This window comes from Armatimonadota bacterium, from assembly GCA_016125185.1.
GTDB lineage: Bacteria > Armatimonadota > Fimbriimonadia > Fimbriimonadales > Fimbriimonadaceae > Fimbriimonas.
The window spans coordinates 1549670-1565918 of record WGMG01000006.1 but is presented as its reverse complement, the minus strand read 5'-3'; the positions used below and the strand labels follow the sequence as shown (position 1 = coordinate 1565918).

13 protein-coding genes and 2 pseudogenes are annotated in these 16249 nt (G+C 57.1%); 8 read left to right on the top strand and 7 right to left on the bottom strand.

The genetic code is table 11. The features are described 5' to 3' along the window. The first annotated feature begins 9 nt into the window (after positions 1-9). From ligA to GC165_15355, 6 genes are all read left to right on the top strand, one after another. Positions 10-2034 carry an NAD-dependent DNA ligase LigA gene (ligA, locus tag GC165_15380; GenBank protein MBI1334250.1) on the top strand — a complete coding sequence of 675 codons (2025 nt, stop codon included), beginning with the start codon at positions 10-12 and terminating at the stop codon, positions 2032-2034. Between the two features lie 41 nt (positions 2035-2075). Beyond that, the gene (locus GC165_15375) at positions 2076-2900 is read left to right on the top strand and encodes a hypothetical protein (GenBank protein MBI1334249.1); all 825 of its coding nucleotides are present in this window, start codon (positions 2076-2078) and stop codon (positions 2898-2900) included. A 127-nt stretch (positions 2901-3027) separates the two neighbouring features. Beyond that, positions 3028-3828 (top strand): acetyl-CoA carboxylase carboxyltransferase subunit beta, encoded by an 801-nt coding sequence (locus tag GC165_15370; GenBank protein ID MBI1334248.1) that lies wholly within the window; start codon positions 3028-3030, stop codon positions 3826-3828. Continuing rightward, positions 3825-4802, top strand: coding sequence for an acetyl-CoA carboxylase carboxyltransferase subunit alpha (locus tag GC165_15365; GenBank protein ID MBI1334247.1), 978 nt, complete (start codon positions 3825-3827; stop codon positions 4800-4802). The genes GC165_15370 and GC165_15365 overlap by 4 nt, the downstream gene beginning before the upstream one ends. A gap of 89 nt (positions 4803-4891) precedes the next feature. Next, a complete protein-coding gene (locus GC165_15360) occupies positions 4892-5461 on the top strand; it encodes a hypothetical protein (GenBank protein MBI1334246.1) in 570 nt (189 codons plus the stop codon). Between the two features lie 164 nt (positions 5462-5625). Further along, positions 5626-6780: a gfo/Idh/MocA family oxidoreductase gene (locus tag GC165_15355; GenBank protein ID MBI1334245.1), complete on the top strand. Its 1155-nt coding sequence runs from the start codon at positions 5626-5628 to the stop codon at positions 6778-6780. A gap of 1 nt (position 6781) precedes the next feature. Here GC165_15355 and GC165_15350 read toward each other — a convergent pair whose 3' ends face one another. Continuing rightward, the gene (locus tag GC165_15350; GenBank protein ID MBI1334244.1) at positions 6782-7561 is read right to left on the bottom strand and encodes a hypothetical protein; all 780 of its coding nucleotides are present in this window, start codon (positions 7559-7561) and stop codon (positions 6782-6784) included. A 238-nt stretch (positions 7562-7799) separates the two neighbouring features. Next, positions 7800-9167, bottom strand: a complete 1368-nt coding sequence (locus GC165_15345) for a hypothetical protein (GenBank protein ID MBI1334243.1) — start codon at positions 9165-9167, stop codon at positions 7800-7802. 114 nt (positions 9168-9281) lie between these two features. On the opposite strand from GC165_15345, the gene GC165_15340 reads away from it, so the two are divergent. Continuing rightward, complete coding sequence (locus GC165_15340) at positions 9282-9818, top strand: methyltransferase domain-containing protein (protein ID MBI1334242.1); 537 nt, start codon at positions 9282-9284, stop codon at positions 9816-9818. 5 nt (positions 9819-9823) lie between these two features. Here GC165_15340 and GC165_15335 read toward each other — a convergent pair whose 3' ends face one another. From GC165_15335 to GC165_15325, 3 genes and pseudogenes are all read right to left on the bottom strand, one after another. Then, on the bottom strand, positions 9824-11125 hold the full coding sequence (locus GC165_15335) for a hypothetical protein (GenBank protein ID MBI1334241.1): 1302 nt from the start codon (positions 11123-11125) through the stop codon (positions 9824-9826). A 739-nt stretch (positions 11126-11864) separates the two neighbouring features. After that, positions 11865-12014 (bottom strand): annotated as a pseudogene (locus GC165_15330) (prepilin-type N-terminal cleavage/methylation domain-containing protein). After that, on the bottom strand, positions 12011-13060 hold the full coding sequence (locus tag GC165_15325; GenBank protein ID MBI1334240.1) for a LacI family DNA-binding transcriptional regulator: 1050 nt from the start codon (positions 13058-13060) through the stop codon (positions 12011-12013). Before GC165_15325 ends, GC165_15330 begins: the two are co-directional and overlap by 4 nt. Here GC165_15325 and GC165_15320 point away from each other — a divergent pair. Beyond that, on the top strand, positions 13059-13313 hold the full coding sequence (locus tag GC165_15320; GenBank protein MBI1334239.1) for a hypothetical protein: 255 nt from the start codon (positions 13059-13061) through the stop codon (positions 13311-13313). The genes GC165_15325 and GC165_15320 overlap by 2 nt on opposite strands. Positions 13314-13794: 481 nt before the next feature. On the opposite strand, the pseudogene GC165_15315 reads toward GC165_15320, so the two are convergent. Both GC165_15315 and GC165_15310 read right to left on the bottom strand, forming a co-directional pair. Next, positions 13795-14124, bottom strand: a pseudogene (locus GC165_15315) (hypothetical protein). Positions 14125-14232: 108 nt separating this feature from the next. Further along, a complete protein-coding gene (locus tag GC165_15310; protein MBI1334238.1) occupies positions 14233-16173 on the bottom strand; it encodes a methionine synthase in 1941 nt (646 codons plus the stop codon). Between the last annotated feature and the right edge of the window lie 76 nt (positions 16174-16249).

Genomic DNA, 16249 nt, shown 5'->3' with positions numbered 1-16249 from the left:
TCTATCGCCATGGACCCTGCGGCCCGCGCTGCCGAACTGCGCACCGTCCTTGAACAGGCGAACTACCGCTATTACGTGCTCGACACGCCGGATATGTCGGATTCCGAGTACGACCATCTGTTTCGCGAACTGGTCAACCTTGAGGCCACGCACCCTGACCTAAGGACACCGGACAGCCCCACGCAGCGGGTCGGAACCCTTCCAGTTTCTGGCTTTGAGCCCCATCGCCACGCCCAGCCGATGCTGTCGCTGGATAACGCCTTTGGGGAAGACGAACTGAGGCAGTTTGACGAGCGCGTGAAGAGGTTTTTGGGGTTGACGGAGGATGTCGAATACTTTGCGGAAATGAAGTTCGACGGAGCGTCGATGTCGCTGACCTACCAAGACGGACTGCTGGTGACGGCGGCGACACGTGGTGACGGGACGACGGGCGAGAATGTTTTGCCCAACGCTCGCACCATCCGAGGAATCCCGTTGCGACTTCGCGAGACGTTGATGGGGCGGATCGAAGTGCGCGGCGAAGTCGTGATGCTGAAGTCGGTGTTCGAGGAATTGAACGCAGCGAAGCTGGAGAAAGGGGAGCAGGTGTTCGTGAACCCGCGTAATGCGGCGAGTGGTGGGCTTCGGCAACTGGACAGCCGCCTGACCGCCGAGCGAAAGCTGAACTTCTTTACCTATGGAGTTGGTGCGGTGGAGCTGACTTCGCCGCCGACCGGACTGGTGGAGACGCAGTCCGGCGCTCTTCAGGAATTGCGAGATCTTGGCTTTGCGGCCCGAAGTGAGAATCGCGTTTCAACTGGGATTGAAGGAATCATCCAGTTTGTGGCCGAAGTGGGGGCGGCTAGGCCCAACCTGCCGTTCGGCATCGACGGTGTGGTGGTCAAGGTCAATAGCAAGTCTCTGCAAGAGCAACTTGGGAATACCGCGCGGGGACCGAGATGGGCGATCGCCTATAAGTTCCCGGCCGAGCAGGCGTTTACAATCTTGAACCGCATCTTTGTTCAGGTGGGCCGAACTGGGAACATCACACCTGTGGCCGACCTTGAGCCGGTTTTTGTGGGTGGCGTAACGGTTAGTCGCGCGACCCTGCACAACTTCGACGACCTTGAGCGGAAGGACGTCCGCGAAGGTGACACAGTCATTGTTCAGCGGGCGGGCGACGTGATCCCCGAAGTCGTGGGACCGGTCCTGGAAAAGCGTCCTGCTGACGCGGCGAAGGCGGAGCCGCCGACCGAGTGTCCGGCCTGCGGAACGCCGTTGGTGCGGCAAGAGGGGCTGGTGTTCATCAAATGCCCGAACACAAAGGGCTGTCCGGCCCAATTGAGTTCGGCTCTGAAGCACTTTGTGGGTCGCAAGATGATGGACATCGAGGGCCTGGGCGAGAAGCAGATCGACCGGTTCCTGGAGCTTGGCTACCTGACTGATCTATCGTCGATCTACCGCCTGAAAGATCACAAGGAGGCGTTGCTCGCGCTCGACCGGATGGGTGAGCAGTCGGTCGAAAACTTGCTTGGGGCAATCGAAGAATCGAAGACGCGGCCGTTACCACGACTGCTGTTTGCGCTCGGCATTCCCGACGTCGGTGAACGAGGCGGGCAAGATCTCGCTCGGGTGTACGGCAATCTGGAGCGCTTGCGCAAGGCGACGTTCGACGATCTGATCCAAATTGACGGTATCGGCGACAAGACGGCAAGCGGGATCGAGCTTTGGTTCGAAGACGAGGCTAACCAACGGCTGATCGACGATCTGCTTTCGCTTGGTGTCGCGCCGGTCGAGGCGGAAGCGCCGGTAAGCGATATCTTTGAGGGCAAGACCTTTGTGTTCACCGGAAAGCTGGAGAAATTCACCCGTGAGGACGCCGAGGCGACCGTCATGAAGATGGGCGGCAAGGCGGCGGGATCGGTTTCGGCAAAGACGCATTACGTGGTTGCCGGGCCGGGCGCGGGCTCCAAGTTGGCGAAGGCGGAGCAACTCGGGATTCCGGTGCTGAACGAAGACGAGTTCTTGGAAATGTTGCCCGAAGGGACGCTGTAGTGCATCGCTTCACCGTCACATTTGAGGACGGGCCCGTTGACATGGATCGCATCGCGCGGAGCGGGCAAATGTTCCGTTGGCTGGTGCTCGATGGCGGCTGGGAGATTCTCGACGGGGACCACCATTTCCGAGTTCGATACTCGGGACCTGCGAGTTTTGAAGTCGAAGGAAACCAGCCGGAAGACGTGTTCCGACGGTTGTTTCGGTTGGAAGTTCGCCACGACGAGACTATCAAGCGGATTCTGGCGATTGGACCTGAGTTGGAGCCGTTTTGCCGAGACCGGGTGGGGCTCAGGCTGATGCGTCCTCATAGCCGGGTCGAGATGCTGTTCAGCTTTTTGTGCTCGGCGAACAACCATGTTTCGCGCATCACCTCGATGGTGTGGAAGCTGGCTTCGTATGGCGACGCGGGTTTTCCGTCGGTAGCCCGGATCGCGAGCGTGACTGAGCAAGAGCTTCGGGAAACTGGTTTTGGGTACCGAGGGGCGACGATTCCGCGAGTTGCGGCGACCTTGGCGGGTCGGGGCGGCGAAGCCTTTCTGGACGAGTTGGCGAGTGCCGAGTTTTCGGTGGCTCGTCAAGAGTTGCTTGCATTGCCGGGCGTTGGTCGAAAGCTGGCTGACTGCATTTGTCTGTTCGCCTTGGACTATGGCGAGTCGGTGCCGATAGACACCCATATCTGGCAGGTGATGACGCGTCTGTACTACCCGCAATGGGCAGGAACGAGCCTGACGGAGAGCCGATACGAGACCGCGGCAGGGGATTTTCGTGATCGATTTGGCGAACTGGCGGGAGCAGCGCACCAGTTCCTTTTTGTGGACAATATGGAGCGGTATCGGGACCGCAAAGCGCCTCTAAGTTCCTGAATCTTGCCCTTCCATTCCTGGGCCTTTCCTCTCCTGGGAGGAAGGGATTCTGTGGATAACAAGGAATGGGTCCGGGAACGGCAGGGTGCCTGAAAGTGGTACCATATCCGGGTTGAGCGCGAAGGGAATGAAGCAGTCTGAGGCCTTTTTGCAGTGCCAATCGTGCAAGAAGATCATCTTTTCCGTCGATTTTGAACAGAACCTTCGTGTCTGTCCTTACTGCGGACATCATCACCGAATTTCGGCTGAGGATCGCCTCCGTTGGACCTTTGATGCCGACTCATTTGAGGAGCTGGACACCGAGCTCCGAAGCGGGAATCCGCTCGACTTTCCCGATTACATCGACAAGCTTCACCTTGCTGAGCAAAAGACCGGCAGATTCGACTCGATCACGGGCGGGCGAGCCAAGTTGATGGACCAGCCAGTGAGCATCGCTATCGCCGACTTTTCGTTCATGGGCGGCTCGATGGGATCGGTAGCGGGCGAAAAGATCACGCGATGCCTGGAACGGGCGGCGATGGAAGGCATGCCCGCGATCATCTTTTGCGCCTCCGGTGGCGCACGCATGCAGGAAGGAATTCTCTCGCTGATGCAGATGGCGAAGACGACGGCCGCCGTTCAGCAGTGCCGCGAGGCAGGCGTCCCCTACATTTCGGTTTTTACCGACCCCACGATGGCAGGCGTGCTTGCTTCCTATGCATCGGTCGCCGATGTGATTGTCGCTGAGCCAAAGTCGCTGGTCGGCTTTGCCGGAGCGCGGGTCGCCAAGCAAGCGGGCGTGAGCAAGGTGCCCGACGACTTCCAGACGGCAGAATTCTGCCTGAAGCACGGCATGATCGACGCGATCGTCGCGCGCAAGGACATGCGAAACACGCTCGGTTCGCTGGTTAAGACGCTGGGTGGCCACTTGGTAGGAGGGAAGGCATGAGCGCGAAGAACCACAACGAGTGGGAAAGCGAGCTGACCGAGCTCGAAAAGTTTATTGTGAACGCCAAAGAGCGAGCGCGGAAGGAGCAGAACGAGTCGGACAAGGCGTTGCTGGAAGACCAGATCGTGAAGCTGGAAGACGGGCGCGACAAGTTCCTGAAGGCGCTGTACACCAACGTGGGCGACTGGGAGAAGGTGCTGATCGCGCGGGCGGAAAAGCGACCCTACACACTTGACTACGTGACGGCGCTATTCCAAGATTTCGTCGAGCTTCAGGGCGACCGAAACGGCTTCGCCGACAATGCGATCATCGGCGGTCCAGCGACATTTGACGGCCGTCCGGTGATGATCGTTGGCCACCAGAAGGGACGCAACATTCAGGAACGCCAGTTCCGCAATTTCGCAATGGCCAAGCCCGAAGGCTACCGCAAGGCGATCCGTCTGTTCGAGATGGCCGAAAGGTTCAACATGCCTGTCATCAGCTTTGTGGATACGCCCGCCGCTGACCCAGGCGTCGAAAGCGAGTCCCGCGGGATTTCGGAAGCAATCGCCGCGTCGATCATGAAGATGTTCGAGCTTTCGGTGCCGACCATCGCGGTCGTCATCGGTGAGGGCGGCTCGGGCGGAGCGATCGGAATTGCGGCCTCGTCGAAGGTGCTGATGCTTCAATACTCGGTTTACAGCGTCATTCCGCCTGAAGGCTGCGCGGCGATCTTGTGGCGAATGCCGGAGCGCGGCGCCGAAGCGGCGCGAGCGCTGAAGCTGACGGCGGAAAGCGCGCACTCATTCGGACTCATCGACGGCATTCTGCCGGAGCCGGTCGGTGGAGCGCATCGCAACCCGATTGAGACATTTGCGACGGTGAAGGAAGCGATTGCCAAGAACTTGGCTGAATTGGAAAAGATGACGCCGGAGCAGGTTCGAGAAGCGCGATTCGCGAAGTTCCGCAAAATGGGCCAGTTCGACTCGGTTTAGGCTACCGTTTGCCATGCTGCCTCCGTGTCAATAGATATTTGGGTCTTTGCAAATCCAGGCCGCGACACGGAGGCTAAACTTGCTTTTGGGTGTCTGACTATAAGCACTACGTCAATCCGAAGGGGCCGGGACAACTGTGCTTCGTTACGGCTACGTGCCTCGATTTCGCGCATCTATTTGCTCGGGAAGAGATGCGGACGCGGATGTGTCTTTCCCTCTTGCGGGATTGGAAGCGTTGGCGAGCGTCTCTCTTCGGCTATGTGGTGATGCCGCACCATATTCACTTGGTCGTCCGTCCAGATGCATCTCAGACGATTTCGGCTTTGGTCAGGGAAATCAAAGGGAATGCTTCTGACAGGCTCAAGGCGTTTCTAACGTCACATGAGAGGGAGCAGCTTCATCAACAGGCTGGACTCGGACGAAATAACTTCTGGAAGCGCTCATTTCGAGGCAATCCTCTGTTCACCAACGAAGTCCTGGAGCAAAAGGTTCGCTACCTCAACGATAATCCTGTTCGGGCTGGTTATGTTTCGGATGCTGGCGAGTACGTTTGGTCGAGTTTGTACATTGTGCGGCATGGCTTCATCCTTGAGGACGAATCAGTCGACCTTTCGAAGTCTCTCGAGTTCTATCGCGAGTTATTGAGCCCGTCTTCTTAGCCTCCGTATCGCGGTCAAAGGGTTCGAGCGTCTGCACTCTTTCATTGATACGGAGGCAGCGATCGAGCATCCATGCGTAAGCATGTCCTTTTGTTTCGCTTGGGTGCGAAGACACCCCTAAGGGTTGCGAATTGACTTCGCTGGAGCCCAAAATGAGGCTAGCCATGTCCAAACCAGTTCTCAATGTCGGTCTGATCGGATACCAATTCATGGGGAAGGCGCACAGCAACGCCTACCGCCAAGCCAACCACTTCTTCGACCTGCCAGCGGAGATCAACATGCACACCATCTGCGGCCGAAACGAAGCTGCGGTGAGCAAGGCGGCCGAAACCTACGGCTGGAAGAACTACGAAACCGATTGGCGCAAGGTCGTGGCGAACCCGGAGATCGATATCATCGACGTTTCGACGCCCGGCAACACCCACGCGGAGATCGCCATCGCCGCCGCGAAGGCAGGCAAGGCCGTGTGGTGCGAAAAGCCGATTGGTAACACGCTGCAGGAGGCTAAGGACATGCTCGACGCAGTCCTGCAGGCGAAGGTCGCCCACGCCGTCTTCCACAACTACCGCAAGGCACCAGCGGTCGCGCTGGTCAAGAAGATGATCGAAGAGGGCAAGCTCGGCACAATCTACCATTTCCGGGCCGTGTACCTGCAGGACTGGATCGCCGACCCGAACTTTCCGCTCGTTTGGCGACTGCAAAAGGAAGTCGCTGGCTCGGGCACGCATGGCGACATCAACGCGCACATCATCGACTTGGCTCGCCACCTGATCGGCGAGTTCGATGAAGTGTGCGGCATGCTTCACACGTTCATTAAGAAGCGACCACTGGCGGGCGAGATCGACGATAAGCTGGGTGCAAAGGCAAGCGACAAGATGGGCGATGTGACCGTCGACGACGCAGCCATGTTCCTCGCCAAGTTCAAGAACGGCGCTCTCGGCACCTTCGAGGCGACGCGATTTGCGGTTGGACGCAAGAACAAAAACTCCTTTGAAATCAACGGATCGAAGGGCTCAGTGGTGTTCAATCTCGAAAAGATGAATGAGCTTGAATACTATAACAACGATGACCCTTCCGACCTGCATGGATTCCGGCTCATCCAGGCCACCGAAGCCAACCATCCTTACGCCGGACACTACTGGCCGGTCGGGCACATTATCGGCTACGAGCACACCTTTGTGAACCTGGTTGCGGATGCAGTGACCAACATGGTCGAGGGCAAGCCGATTTCACCCGATTTCGTGGACGGATACGAGAATCAGCGTGTTCTGGACGCGGTCGAGCAGAGCCACGACAAGCGCACCTGGGTCAAGCTGTAGGCTAGTCCTTCAGAACTTCGCGAGCCTTGCCGCCGATCTCCTTGAGGGCGGCGGCTTGCTCGGCAGTCAGACGAAGCTTTTGCCAGTTCTCACTGGCTTCAAGCGATCCACCTTCGGCGATTTCCATGCAGAGCCCCAGCAAGAGCGATCGTTGCATGTCCGTCAGGATTTCTTGGGTCCTTTCACGCAGAACTTGGAGGTCTTGCTCGTATGGCACGGCCTCGTCGGTTAGTTGCTGAGCCCAAGACGCCCACTCTTTGACCCGCGACATGACGACGCGGTGTTGCCATGCCTGCTCTGAAGGGGAGGTTGTCCTGGGGTTCTTTGCTTCGGATTTGTCATATCCTAATTCTTCTTGGATCTCGCTGACTGCTTGTCGAAGTGGCTCCAGTTCGACGCCACATTGTGCTAGCGAGCGTCCTGCCAGTCCGTCTCCTTCACGTCGTAATCCCAGTAAAAGGTGCTCGGTGCCGATGTAGTTATTGCCAAGGATGCGGGCTTCGTCGTAGGCCAGATCAATCACTCGTTTGGCCCGCGGCGTGAGCGTCATGTCCGCGTTCGGCCTGGCGTCGCCCCGAGGAAGCTGCTTCTTAACGGTGTCAACGACTTCGTCGATATTGCTTTGAAGCCTCGACAACACCTGGCAAGCTAAGTTCTCTCGATCTCTAAGAAGCCCTAAAAGGATGTGTTCGGTGCTAACATACCCTTCGCCAAATGCCTGCGCTTCTTCCTGAGCATAAAAAACGCACTTTCGAGCTGACTCCGTAAACCGTTGCCACATAGACAATTCAGTATAGGATTAATTGCCTACGGTTGCGCAAACAGAAGCGGTGAAATCTCTAATGAGAAGGGAAGCGGGGGGCGCCCCCCTATCCCACAGAGATCATTCATGTACTCAGCCAAGTTCGAGGTCAGGTTTTTGTGGCTGGCCCGACCCCGGCGTTCTCCCCAATGCTTAGGAGAACCTTGGTTGACATTGATAGTGTATCTATGTCTACTATATTTGTCAAGCCCTTTGGCTAAAGTTTGAATGAGAATCTCTTCTTTAGGATCGGTTTTCCGTTCGAGTCGAGCAGAGACACGTCTACATAGCGAGCGCCGTCGCCGACTTCGAATTCGGGGACGTTTGCTCCAAACGTCTTGGTGCTGCCTGTGCTGTCTTCGACCTGGACGGACGCACCATGGTCGTAACTTCGGAAGAAGACTCGGAGCTTTCGGCCAGGACGATTGACGAGGTCGGTATCGACCTTCTTCCAGCGAACATCGTCGGTGGAGCCAACCTGGGACAAGAAGTATGAGTCGTCGATTTCCTTTCGATAGCTGTCGCCCACGACGGAGTTATCCAGCAGAGAATAGTTGTTAAGCTGTCGGTCGCTACGGGCGTACTTCAGCGCGTTAAAGCTTAGCCAACTCGCACATTTGACACGAGGATACTTGAGCGGAACTGTGCGGAAGAACTCACGGATCTTTCCTTCCGCGAAGTCGGGCCGGTCGTCCGCGTCGATGCTGGATCGGTGCGAAGCAGCCCACTCCGAAATCATGATCGGGTGCACCGGGCTGTACTTGTTGTACACGTAGTCGATGGAGTCGGTCGGGAAGCGCCAGTCGGCGGCGCGGGCTCGGTCGGCATCGTTGTACATCACCGAATAGAAGTTCACGCCCACCCAGTCGACATATTCTTGACCGGGATAATAGTCGTCGATCGGTTTTTCGGGTATGGCATTGGGGCTCCAAACCATCACCGCATTAGGAGCGATGGCCCGCACCCGGTTAGCGACCAAACGAAACTTCTCCTTATACAGCGTCGGATTTCCGGTGTAAGGAACCCAACTTCCGTTCATTTCGCTGGCAAAGCGCAGGAAGACGGGAATGCCGCTCTTCTTGATGGCGTCGCCGAAGTCGACCAGGTAGTCGTCGTCTACCACGTCGTCCAGAGAATCGGGTTCCCAAGCGATCTGGAGCGCCGCACCGGCCTTCTTCAGTTCATCGGCAAACAGGTACGGGAACGCTTCGCCGTACCGGCGATACATAAAGTACATCGCATGCTTCTTGCCCACCAACTCGTTGAATTTGGCAGGTGCGTGGGTGGCGTCTTCGCGCTCGATATTCGCACCGAGGTACATGCCGCTGGCGGGTTCATATTTAGCTCCGGTGGTCGGCTGGACAGGTTCTTCCGCATAGAGTTCGACGGTTGAGTAGTAGCGTTGGCTCCGTTCTCGCAGAATCTTGGCTGCGTTCGGATCACCGGTCTTTTCGTACCCAGCGGCGGCATTGGAAAAGGCTTCGCTGGCCTCCTGAAATCGTTGAAGTTGAAGGAGTTTTTCTCCCTTCGCTTTCCAAGCGTTAGGGCCCATCTGGAGCATCAATACGGCGGCGACAAATGTCATCGGACTGTTTCCTTGTCCGATTCATTCCATGCGGGCAGTATTGAACCTGGGCGACAAAAATACTTGGGTCAAACCCCGACTAAGAATCCTCGCAAATGTACCGACAATCAGGGCATGGTTCAACAATCTCTTGATGTCGTTCGACTCAATCTTGGCTGTGGTTCCGACGTTCGAGCCGGTTGGACGAATGTTGACAAGTTCCCGGCCAACGATCAGGTCGTTCCGGCTGATTTTCCGCTTCTTCCTTTCGCCGACAACTCTGCGGATGAAATCTTGCTCAGCCACGTCCTCGAACACTTCGGTTTCAAGGACGGCGAGACGCTTTGCCGCGAAATCCACCGCGTCCTGAAGCCGGGAGGCATGGCCTATATTGAAGTGCCGGACATCGCTTGGTGTGCCGCGCAGTTTCTGGGTGCTCCAGAACCGAACATGTACACCGAAGTGACCAACGAATACCACACGAACCACCGCTGGGGGCTGTTCGCGATGGCGCTATGGGGCGACCAACACAACGACGGCCTGTATCACAAGTGGGGATACACCGCCCATCGCATGTGCTATCTGCTGCAGCATGTTGGGTTTGCCCGCGCGGATGTCAACTACGGATTCTCGCACGGCGTCCAGGTGCTCTGCGCTAACGCCTACAAGTAAACAATCTATTTCACGGATACGATCACGGGCCGGTTTTCGAGAGGACCTTCTTTAGTCTCGCGGAATCCGGCTCTTTTCATTGCCAGTTTGACCGCCGGATGCGACATGAAAGTCTTGTTCGGCCAGCCGTCACGGGCGTTTTCGATGCCAAGCATCATTTGCCCCTGATCGATTCCGATCATGTCGGCCGAATGCCAATTCTTGGTCGGATTGATGCCACTGCTGAAGCCGTACCGGCCGTAGGCATCGCGATATTCCCGGTAGAAGGCGTCGGCGGCAGCCATCGACTCCTTGGGCGTGAACATCATCGACGCGAGCGCCGCCGGAGCGGCGAGAGTGCCGTTGTCGAAGTTGTCGCCTAAATAGCCGCCAGGGAATCCTTGGGCTCCATATCCGTCAGGGATATCGCAAGCGCTGAAGCCCCAGATATCCTTGGAGTAGCCCTTGTAGCCCTTGGGATTCTCAGTGGCATACCGGCGTTGAAGCAAGGTCATGAGGCGAGAGTTGGCCCAGTAGTCGATGCCGAGGCCGTCGCGTTTGCCCTTAAAGTCGAAGAAGATATGCGACATCTGGTGCATGAAAAGCGGTCCGCCAGACAGCACGGTTTTGCCGTAGGCTTCGTATTTTTTGCGTTCAAATGCTTTCCAAAGGTCGGCGGGCAGGGAAGGATCGAGACCGATGGCCAGCAGGTAGATCATCGCATTTTCGGAATACTCGCCCCAGTCGGAATCTAGGAAATGTCCATTCTGATAGCCCATGGTAAACATGTTCTTCTCGGGTTTGTTTCCTCCGTTGTGGAGCATGTAGTCCCAGTCGATCCCCTTCAGAATCTTTGAAGTCATCTTCGAGATTTCTGGGTCCTTGAGCGCGCGCTCGTTGAGGATGAGGCCGCAGAAGAAGATGGATGAATCGATGGTCGATACTTCGCTGTTCCACTCGATCTTGCCCGTTTTCCAGTTCAGCCAGTGGTAGTACCAGCCGTGAGACTTTGGGGCGAGGTCGATCATGTGCCGAATCGTATTTCGGGACTTGGCGATAGCTTCCTTGTGCGTCATCCAGCCGCGATGGTCGCCTACTGCGTAGGCCGATAAAGCAAAGCCGACGGCGGCCACGCTCGCAACGACATGCTCGGGATTGTCCTCCGGTGTAAAGTTCGCGGATCGATCTTTGGTGAAGCCGGTTGCCGCGTCAGATCGCTCAACGAAATAGTTGAATGCACGGTGCGAGCAGTCATCGAGAAGCTTCCATCCGCTGAGGTCGGGAGCCGAAGTGGTGAGGGCCGAAAAGGCCACGAGCGAAGTGATCATGGGTGCATCGAAAAAAGTTCGGGAGTGTCGCCACTCCCGAATGAACTCTTATCGTCGTATTCGGCGAGCCTTAGAAGCCAGCCGGGCGAGTTGTGCAGTAGGTGTCGAGCCACTCAAGGGTCGCACCGGAGATGTAAGCGCCCGAGACGGGAAGCTGATCTCGCTGGTAGCCCCACATGTTGATCTCGTTGCTCTTACCGCAAATCTGGCTCGGCGTCGTGATCTTCGAGTGTGAGTCGTGGAACGTGACGATCATGGCTTTATCGTCTCGCTTGAAGCCGCCCCAGGTCCAACCGAGTCCGAGTCCGCCCGGATAGGCCGGTGTTTCGTCTTCGTTCTTGGTCCAGTTCAGGTAAGCGCCGGCATCTGGCCAAGGTCGCTTCTGTTCGACGAGAGCCATGATTTTGGCTGGTTCGGAAAGCGATGTTGGAGAGAGACCGAAGTCATCCCACTTGCCGGTGAGATAGAACAGGTTCGTCAGCGCATAGCCGCGAACGTATCGCTCGTTCTCCGGGAACACAGCGTAGCCATACAGAGCGGCGTAAGCTGGGTCAGACTGGTTGTCATAGTATCGCGCAGCCGGGTTCATCGGGTCGCGAAAGATGTCGCGGCTCTTGACGTACGGTGCCGTCAGCATCTTCCAGTTTCGCTCGGTTCGGAGCGGAGTGGTGGCAACGCTGGTGGAGCGCGGAACCTGAATATCGTCGTTGTCGGCGAGGTAGATTTGCAGGCTGGTTCCGAGCTGCTTCATGTTGGAGAGAGCGACGGACTGCTTGGCCGCGGCTTTCGCTTGGGCGAAGACCGGGAACAAGATGGCCGCCAGAATCGCGATAATGGCGATGACTACGAGTAGTTCAATGAGCGTAAATGCTTTTGATGATTTCTTCATGATGTCCTCTTCATTGAAGATGAATTGTGTTGGTGTTGCTTGGTCGAGCCCCTCACGTCGAGCGTGAGCGGGAAAGTGGTGTTGACGTCCGCAGGTTCGAGCCGGGTGGCGGCGATGAGCGTGCGGGCGGCGGATCGGGCGATATCGAAGATGGGCTGCCGCATACTGGTGAGTGGCGGGGTGGTACGGTTGCACTCTTCGGAGCTATCGAATCCAATAACGGAGACGTCGTCTGGGACCGATGCCCCGAGCTTGGTGAGAATCTTGATGCAGGCGAAGGCGATGTCGTCTGACCAGCACACGAGGGCGGTCGGATTGTTGGTCTTGAACCAGGTGGCGAAGTTCTCTTCGAAATCACCCGGTGCGTGAGACGAAATAATCATCGAAGGATTCACTTCGACCTCGAACTGGCGAAGTGCCTGCTGGTATCCCGAACATCGGTCATTGGAAGCAACCGAACCGGGCGAGCCGGTAACCATGCCGATGTGCCGGTGGCCAAGTTCGATCATGTGCTGCGTGGCGGTGATGCCTCCCTCGACGTTGTCGGCATCGACAAAGGGGATGGATGGCTCGTTTGGGTGCGAGAAAAACGTGACGATAGGGAACTGGCGTTGGTGCAGAACTTCTAGGAGCGGGTCATCGAAGTCACGCAGGATCAGTGCGCCGTCCGTTCGCCCGTCCATGAGCGCGTCGGCTTCTTCGGCAACCGAGTCGAAACTGCGGGTGTGAAGAATTAGATTGATATCGGCGTCGACGCATTCTTCGCAGACGCCTCGCATCAGCTCGTTGACAAACGACGAGCCGGCGCGGAAGTAGTTGGCATACTGGAAGACGATGGAAATGGCGTTTGCGCGCTTGCTAACCAGGCTTCGGGCAACGGCGCTAGGGCGATATTCGAGCTCACGGGCGGCGGCAAAGATCCGCTCCTGCGTCTCTTTGCTGATTCGGTTCTCTTCGCCACGACCGTTTAGAACATAACTGACCGTCACCTTGCCTACTCCGGCAAGACGGGCTACGTCTCCGATCGTGAATCGCTTGCGCTGCATGGCAGGTGTCCTATTGGTTCGGAGAAGGTGCCCCGGGCAGACCGCCGGGGGGATTCTTTATCAGATCGAAGGCCTTTCGGGCACCTTCTTCGTTCTTGTAACGGTCGATAAGAAACTTCTTGTCTCCGTCTGGAACCTTGTCGAAGTCTCCGCCAGCAGCATCATAAATCGACTTAACGCGAGTATTCGCATCAGCGTTTTTCTGAACGACATCCGTGTCCACTGGCTGTGGACCGGCACTGCACCCGCCTAAGAGTAAAGCGAATGCTGAGGTGATGGCTAGTCCTGTGAATAGTTGTTTTAAGGTCATCATTGATCCTTGCTGAACCGGTTCAGTAACTATATCACAGCTTTTTCGGATGTGGGAAGAATTTTTTAGAAAATTCTTATGAGTGGAACTTGATGGCTTCGATTTCGAACGTCAGATCGGCCTTAGGAGGAACGACGGACCCGGCTTTCTGATCGCCTTGATCGACCGCGGGAATCCCCTTCTCTCCGAAGGCGAGTTCGTATCCGACCGTGACCTTGCGCTTCTCCCCGACCTTGATGCCGGCGAGCGCCTGGTTGAAGCCAGGGATCACGCGAGGACTGAGTTGAACCGGAGTGACCTTCGTAGGGTCGGCCAACTCCTTACCGTCGGGAAGCTTAATGCTGATTTTGCAGTCGAGGATGTCACCGAGTTTGATCGGATCACCGGTACCAGGAGTTTCCACTTCGACCTTGGCGGACGGGACGATGCGAACGATTTTGACATTGAACTTCAGCGTCGACTTAGCCGGAATGACGTCACCGACAGCTTGGTCGCCGTAGGCGAGTTCCGGCGGAACGGTGAGGTTTCGTTCGCCACCAGCTTTCATACCGATGACACCTTGGTCCCAACCCTTGATGACTTGACCGATGCCGACTTGGAATCGAAAAGCCTTGTCGTGTTTGGTCGACGAGTCGAATTCTTTTCCGTCGGTGAGGGTCCCGACGTACTGGACCTCGATGACGTCGAACTGCTTCACCGCCACGCCGTCACCCGGCTTGACGTCTTCGATCTTCAGGTCGTCGATTGGGGCCATCATCGGCAGGAGGGTCATGGCGAAAGTGAGCGCAGCGAACATGTGTCTTGTTAGGATACACGGGGTTCGTTAATTTCGAATGAATTCGGGGGAAGATTGGGGCGTTGGCTATACAGTTGCGAACTCGCGTCGGTCGTACACCAGATCGCTCGTGATCTTCCAGACTTCGGGGTCGATTTTGCTTTCCGGCACGATCTTGCTGAAGTGAACGATGGCCGACGTGAGGCCAGCTTCTTCAGCAAAGTGAAGGAAAACGCTGTTCAAAATCTGCCGTGCGGCGGGTCGGAGGCCAAAGCTCACGTTACTGACGCCAAGGATGGTATTGACCAGCGGGAACTCTTGCTTCAGGCCCGCGATGGCGTCGATCGTCGCGATGGCGCTCGCGCGGAACTCTTCGTCGCCGCTACCCAGGGTGAAGGTGAGGCAGTCGATGAAGACGTCCTGGTCGGCGACTCCGACCGCGCGGGTTCGGTCAATGAGTCGACGGGCGATCTCCAGCTTCTTTTCGGCAGACTTGGCCATGCCGTCTTCGTCGATGGTGAGGGCCACAATTCCAGCGCCGTACTTGCGGCAAAGGGCCAAGACTTTCTGGGTTCGCTCTTCGCCGTCTTCAAAGTTGATAGAGTTGACGATCGGCTTTCCGCCCAGCTTTTTGAGGGCGGCTTCGATGACCGGGACCTCGGTCGAGTCGACCATGATCGGGACCGTAATGTGGCGGTTGTAATAGCCGAGCAAAATCTCCATGTCGCGAGCCTCGTTACGTCCGACGTAGGCCGTGCAGACGTCGAGGACGTGGGAGCCTTCGGCTTCGAGGTCGCGGGCGAGTTCGGTGAGACCTTCCCAGTTCTCGGCGGCGAGCATTTCGCGGAAGGCTTTGCTACCGTTGGCGTTGGTCTTTTCGCCCACGATCAGGATGGAGTTGTCCTGCTTGTACGGCTGGAATTGGTAAAGGCTGGAGCAACCGACGAGCGCCTTCCCCTCCATCTTTTCGGGCGAATCGTTCTCGAAATTGAATCCACTATATAAGATGCGCTTTTTGATCCAGTGAGCCGGAGCGGTGTGTTTGTGTCCGCTCAGGGCTTCCGAAACCGCCTTGATATGGGCGGGCGTGGTGCCGCAGCAGCCGCCGACCATCGCGACGCCATGCTGCTCGATGAAATTCGTATGGTGGTGGACCAACTCTTCGGGAGTGAGTTTGTAGACGGCTTGGCCTTTCTCCATGATGGGGAGGCCGGCGTTGGGTTGGACGGCGATGGGGCGGGTGGAGTTTTGCCCCAAAAAACGAACGTGCTGGGCCATCTCGACCGGGCCGGTTGCGCAGTTCATACCGAAGGCGGTCACGCTGGGGAAGGATTCGACCATATTGAGGGCAGCACCGATTTCGGAACCGAGGAGCATGGTTCCGGTTTGCTCCATCGTGACCTGGACGAAGAGGGGAAGTCGTTTGCCGGTCTCGGCCATGGCGCGGTTGGCGGCGACGATGGCGGACTTAACCATGAGGAGGTCTTGCGTGGTCTCGACAAGAAGGGCGTCGGAGCCACCAACGATGAGGCCAGTGTAGGCTTCGCAGTAAGTCTTCTCGAGATCGTCCCACGTAACTTGGCCGAGGCTGACGAGCTTGGTTCCAGGACCGAGACCACCGACGACAAAACGAGGCTTGTCGGGAGTCGAGTACTTATCGGCGGCGCGGCGAGCGATCTGCGCGCCGAGGACGGAGAGGTCGTAGACGAGTTCGGGAACATCATATTCGCCGAGGACGACTGAGGTGGTGCCGAAAGTGTTGGTTTCGGCGAGGTCGGAGCCGGCTTCGAAGTAGGCGGAGTGGACGGCTTCGACGATGTCGGGTCGGGTCGCGACAAGGAGTTCGTTGCAGCCATCGAGGGAAAGGCCGTTCAGGCGTTGGGCGGTTGCCTTAAGCTGTCCATCGAACTTGCTGGGGTCCAGGACGAAGTCGTCGGCGCTTAGACCAGCGGCCTGGAACTGAGTTCCGGTGGCTCCGTCGTAGATGAGGACGCGTTCCGAAAGAACGTCTAGCAAGCGCGATTCCATACCTCTATTATGATGGGTTTCGAAGTCTGGGGTTGGTACCAGGGTTTTGCTCGAAGCCTCATGGAATTAGGTGTGT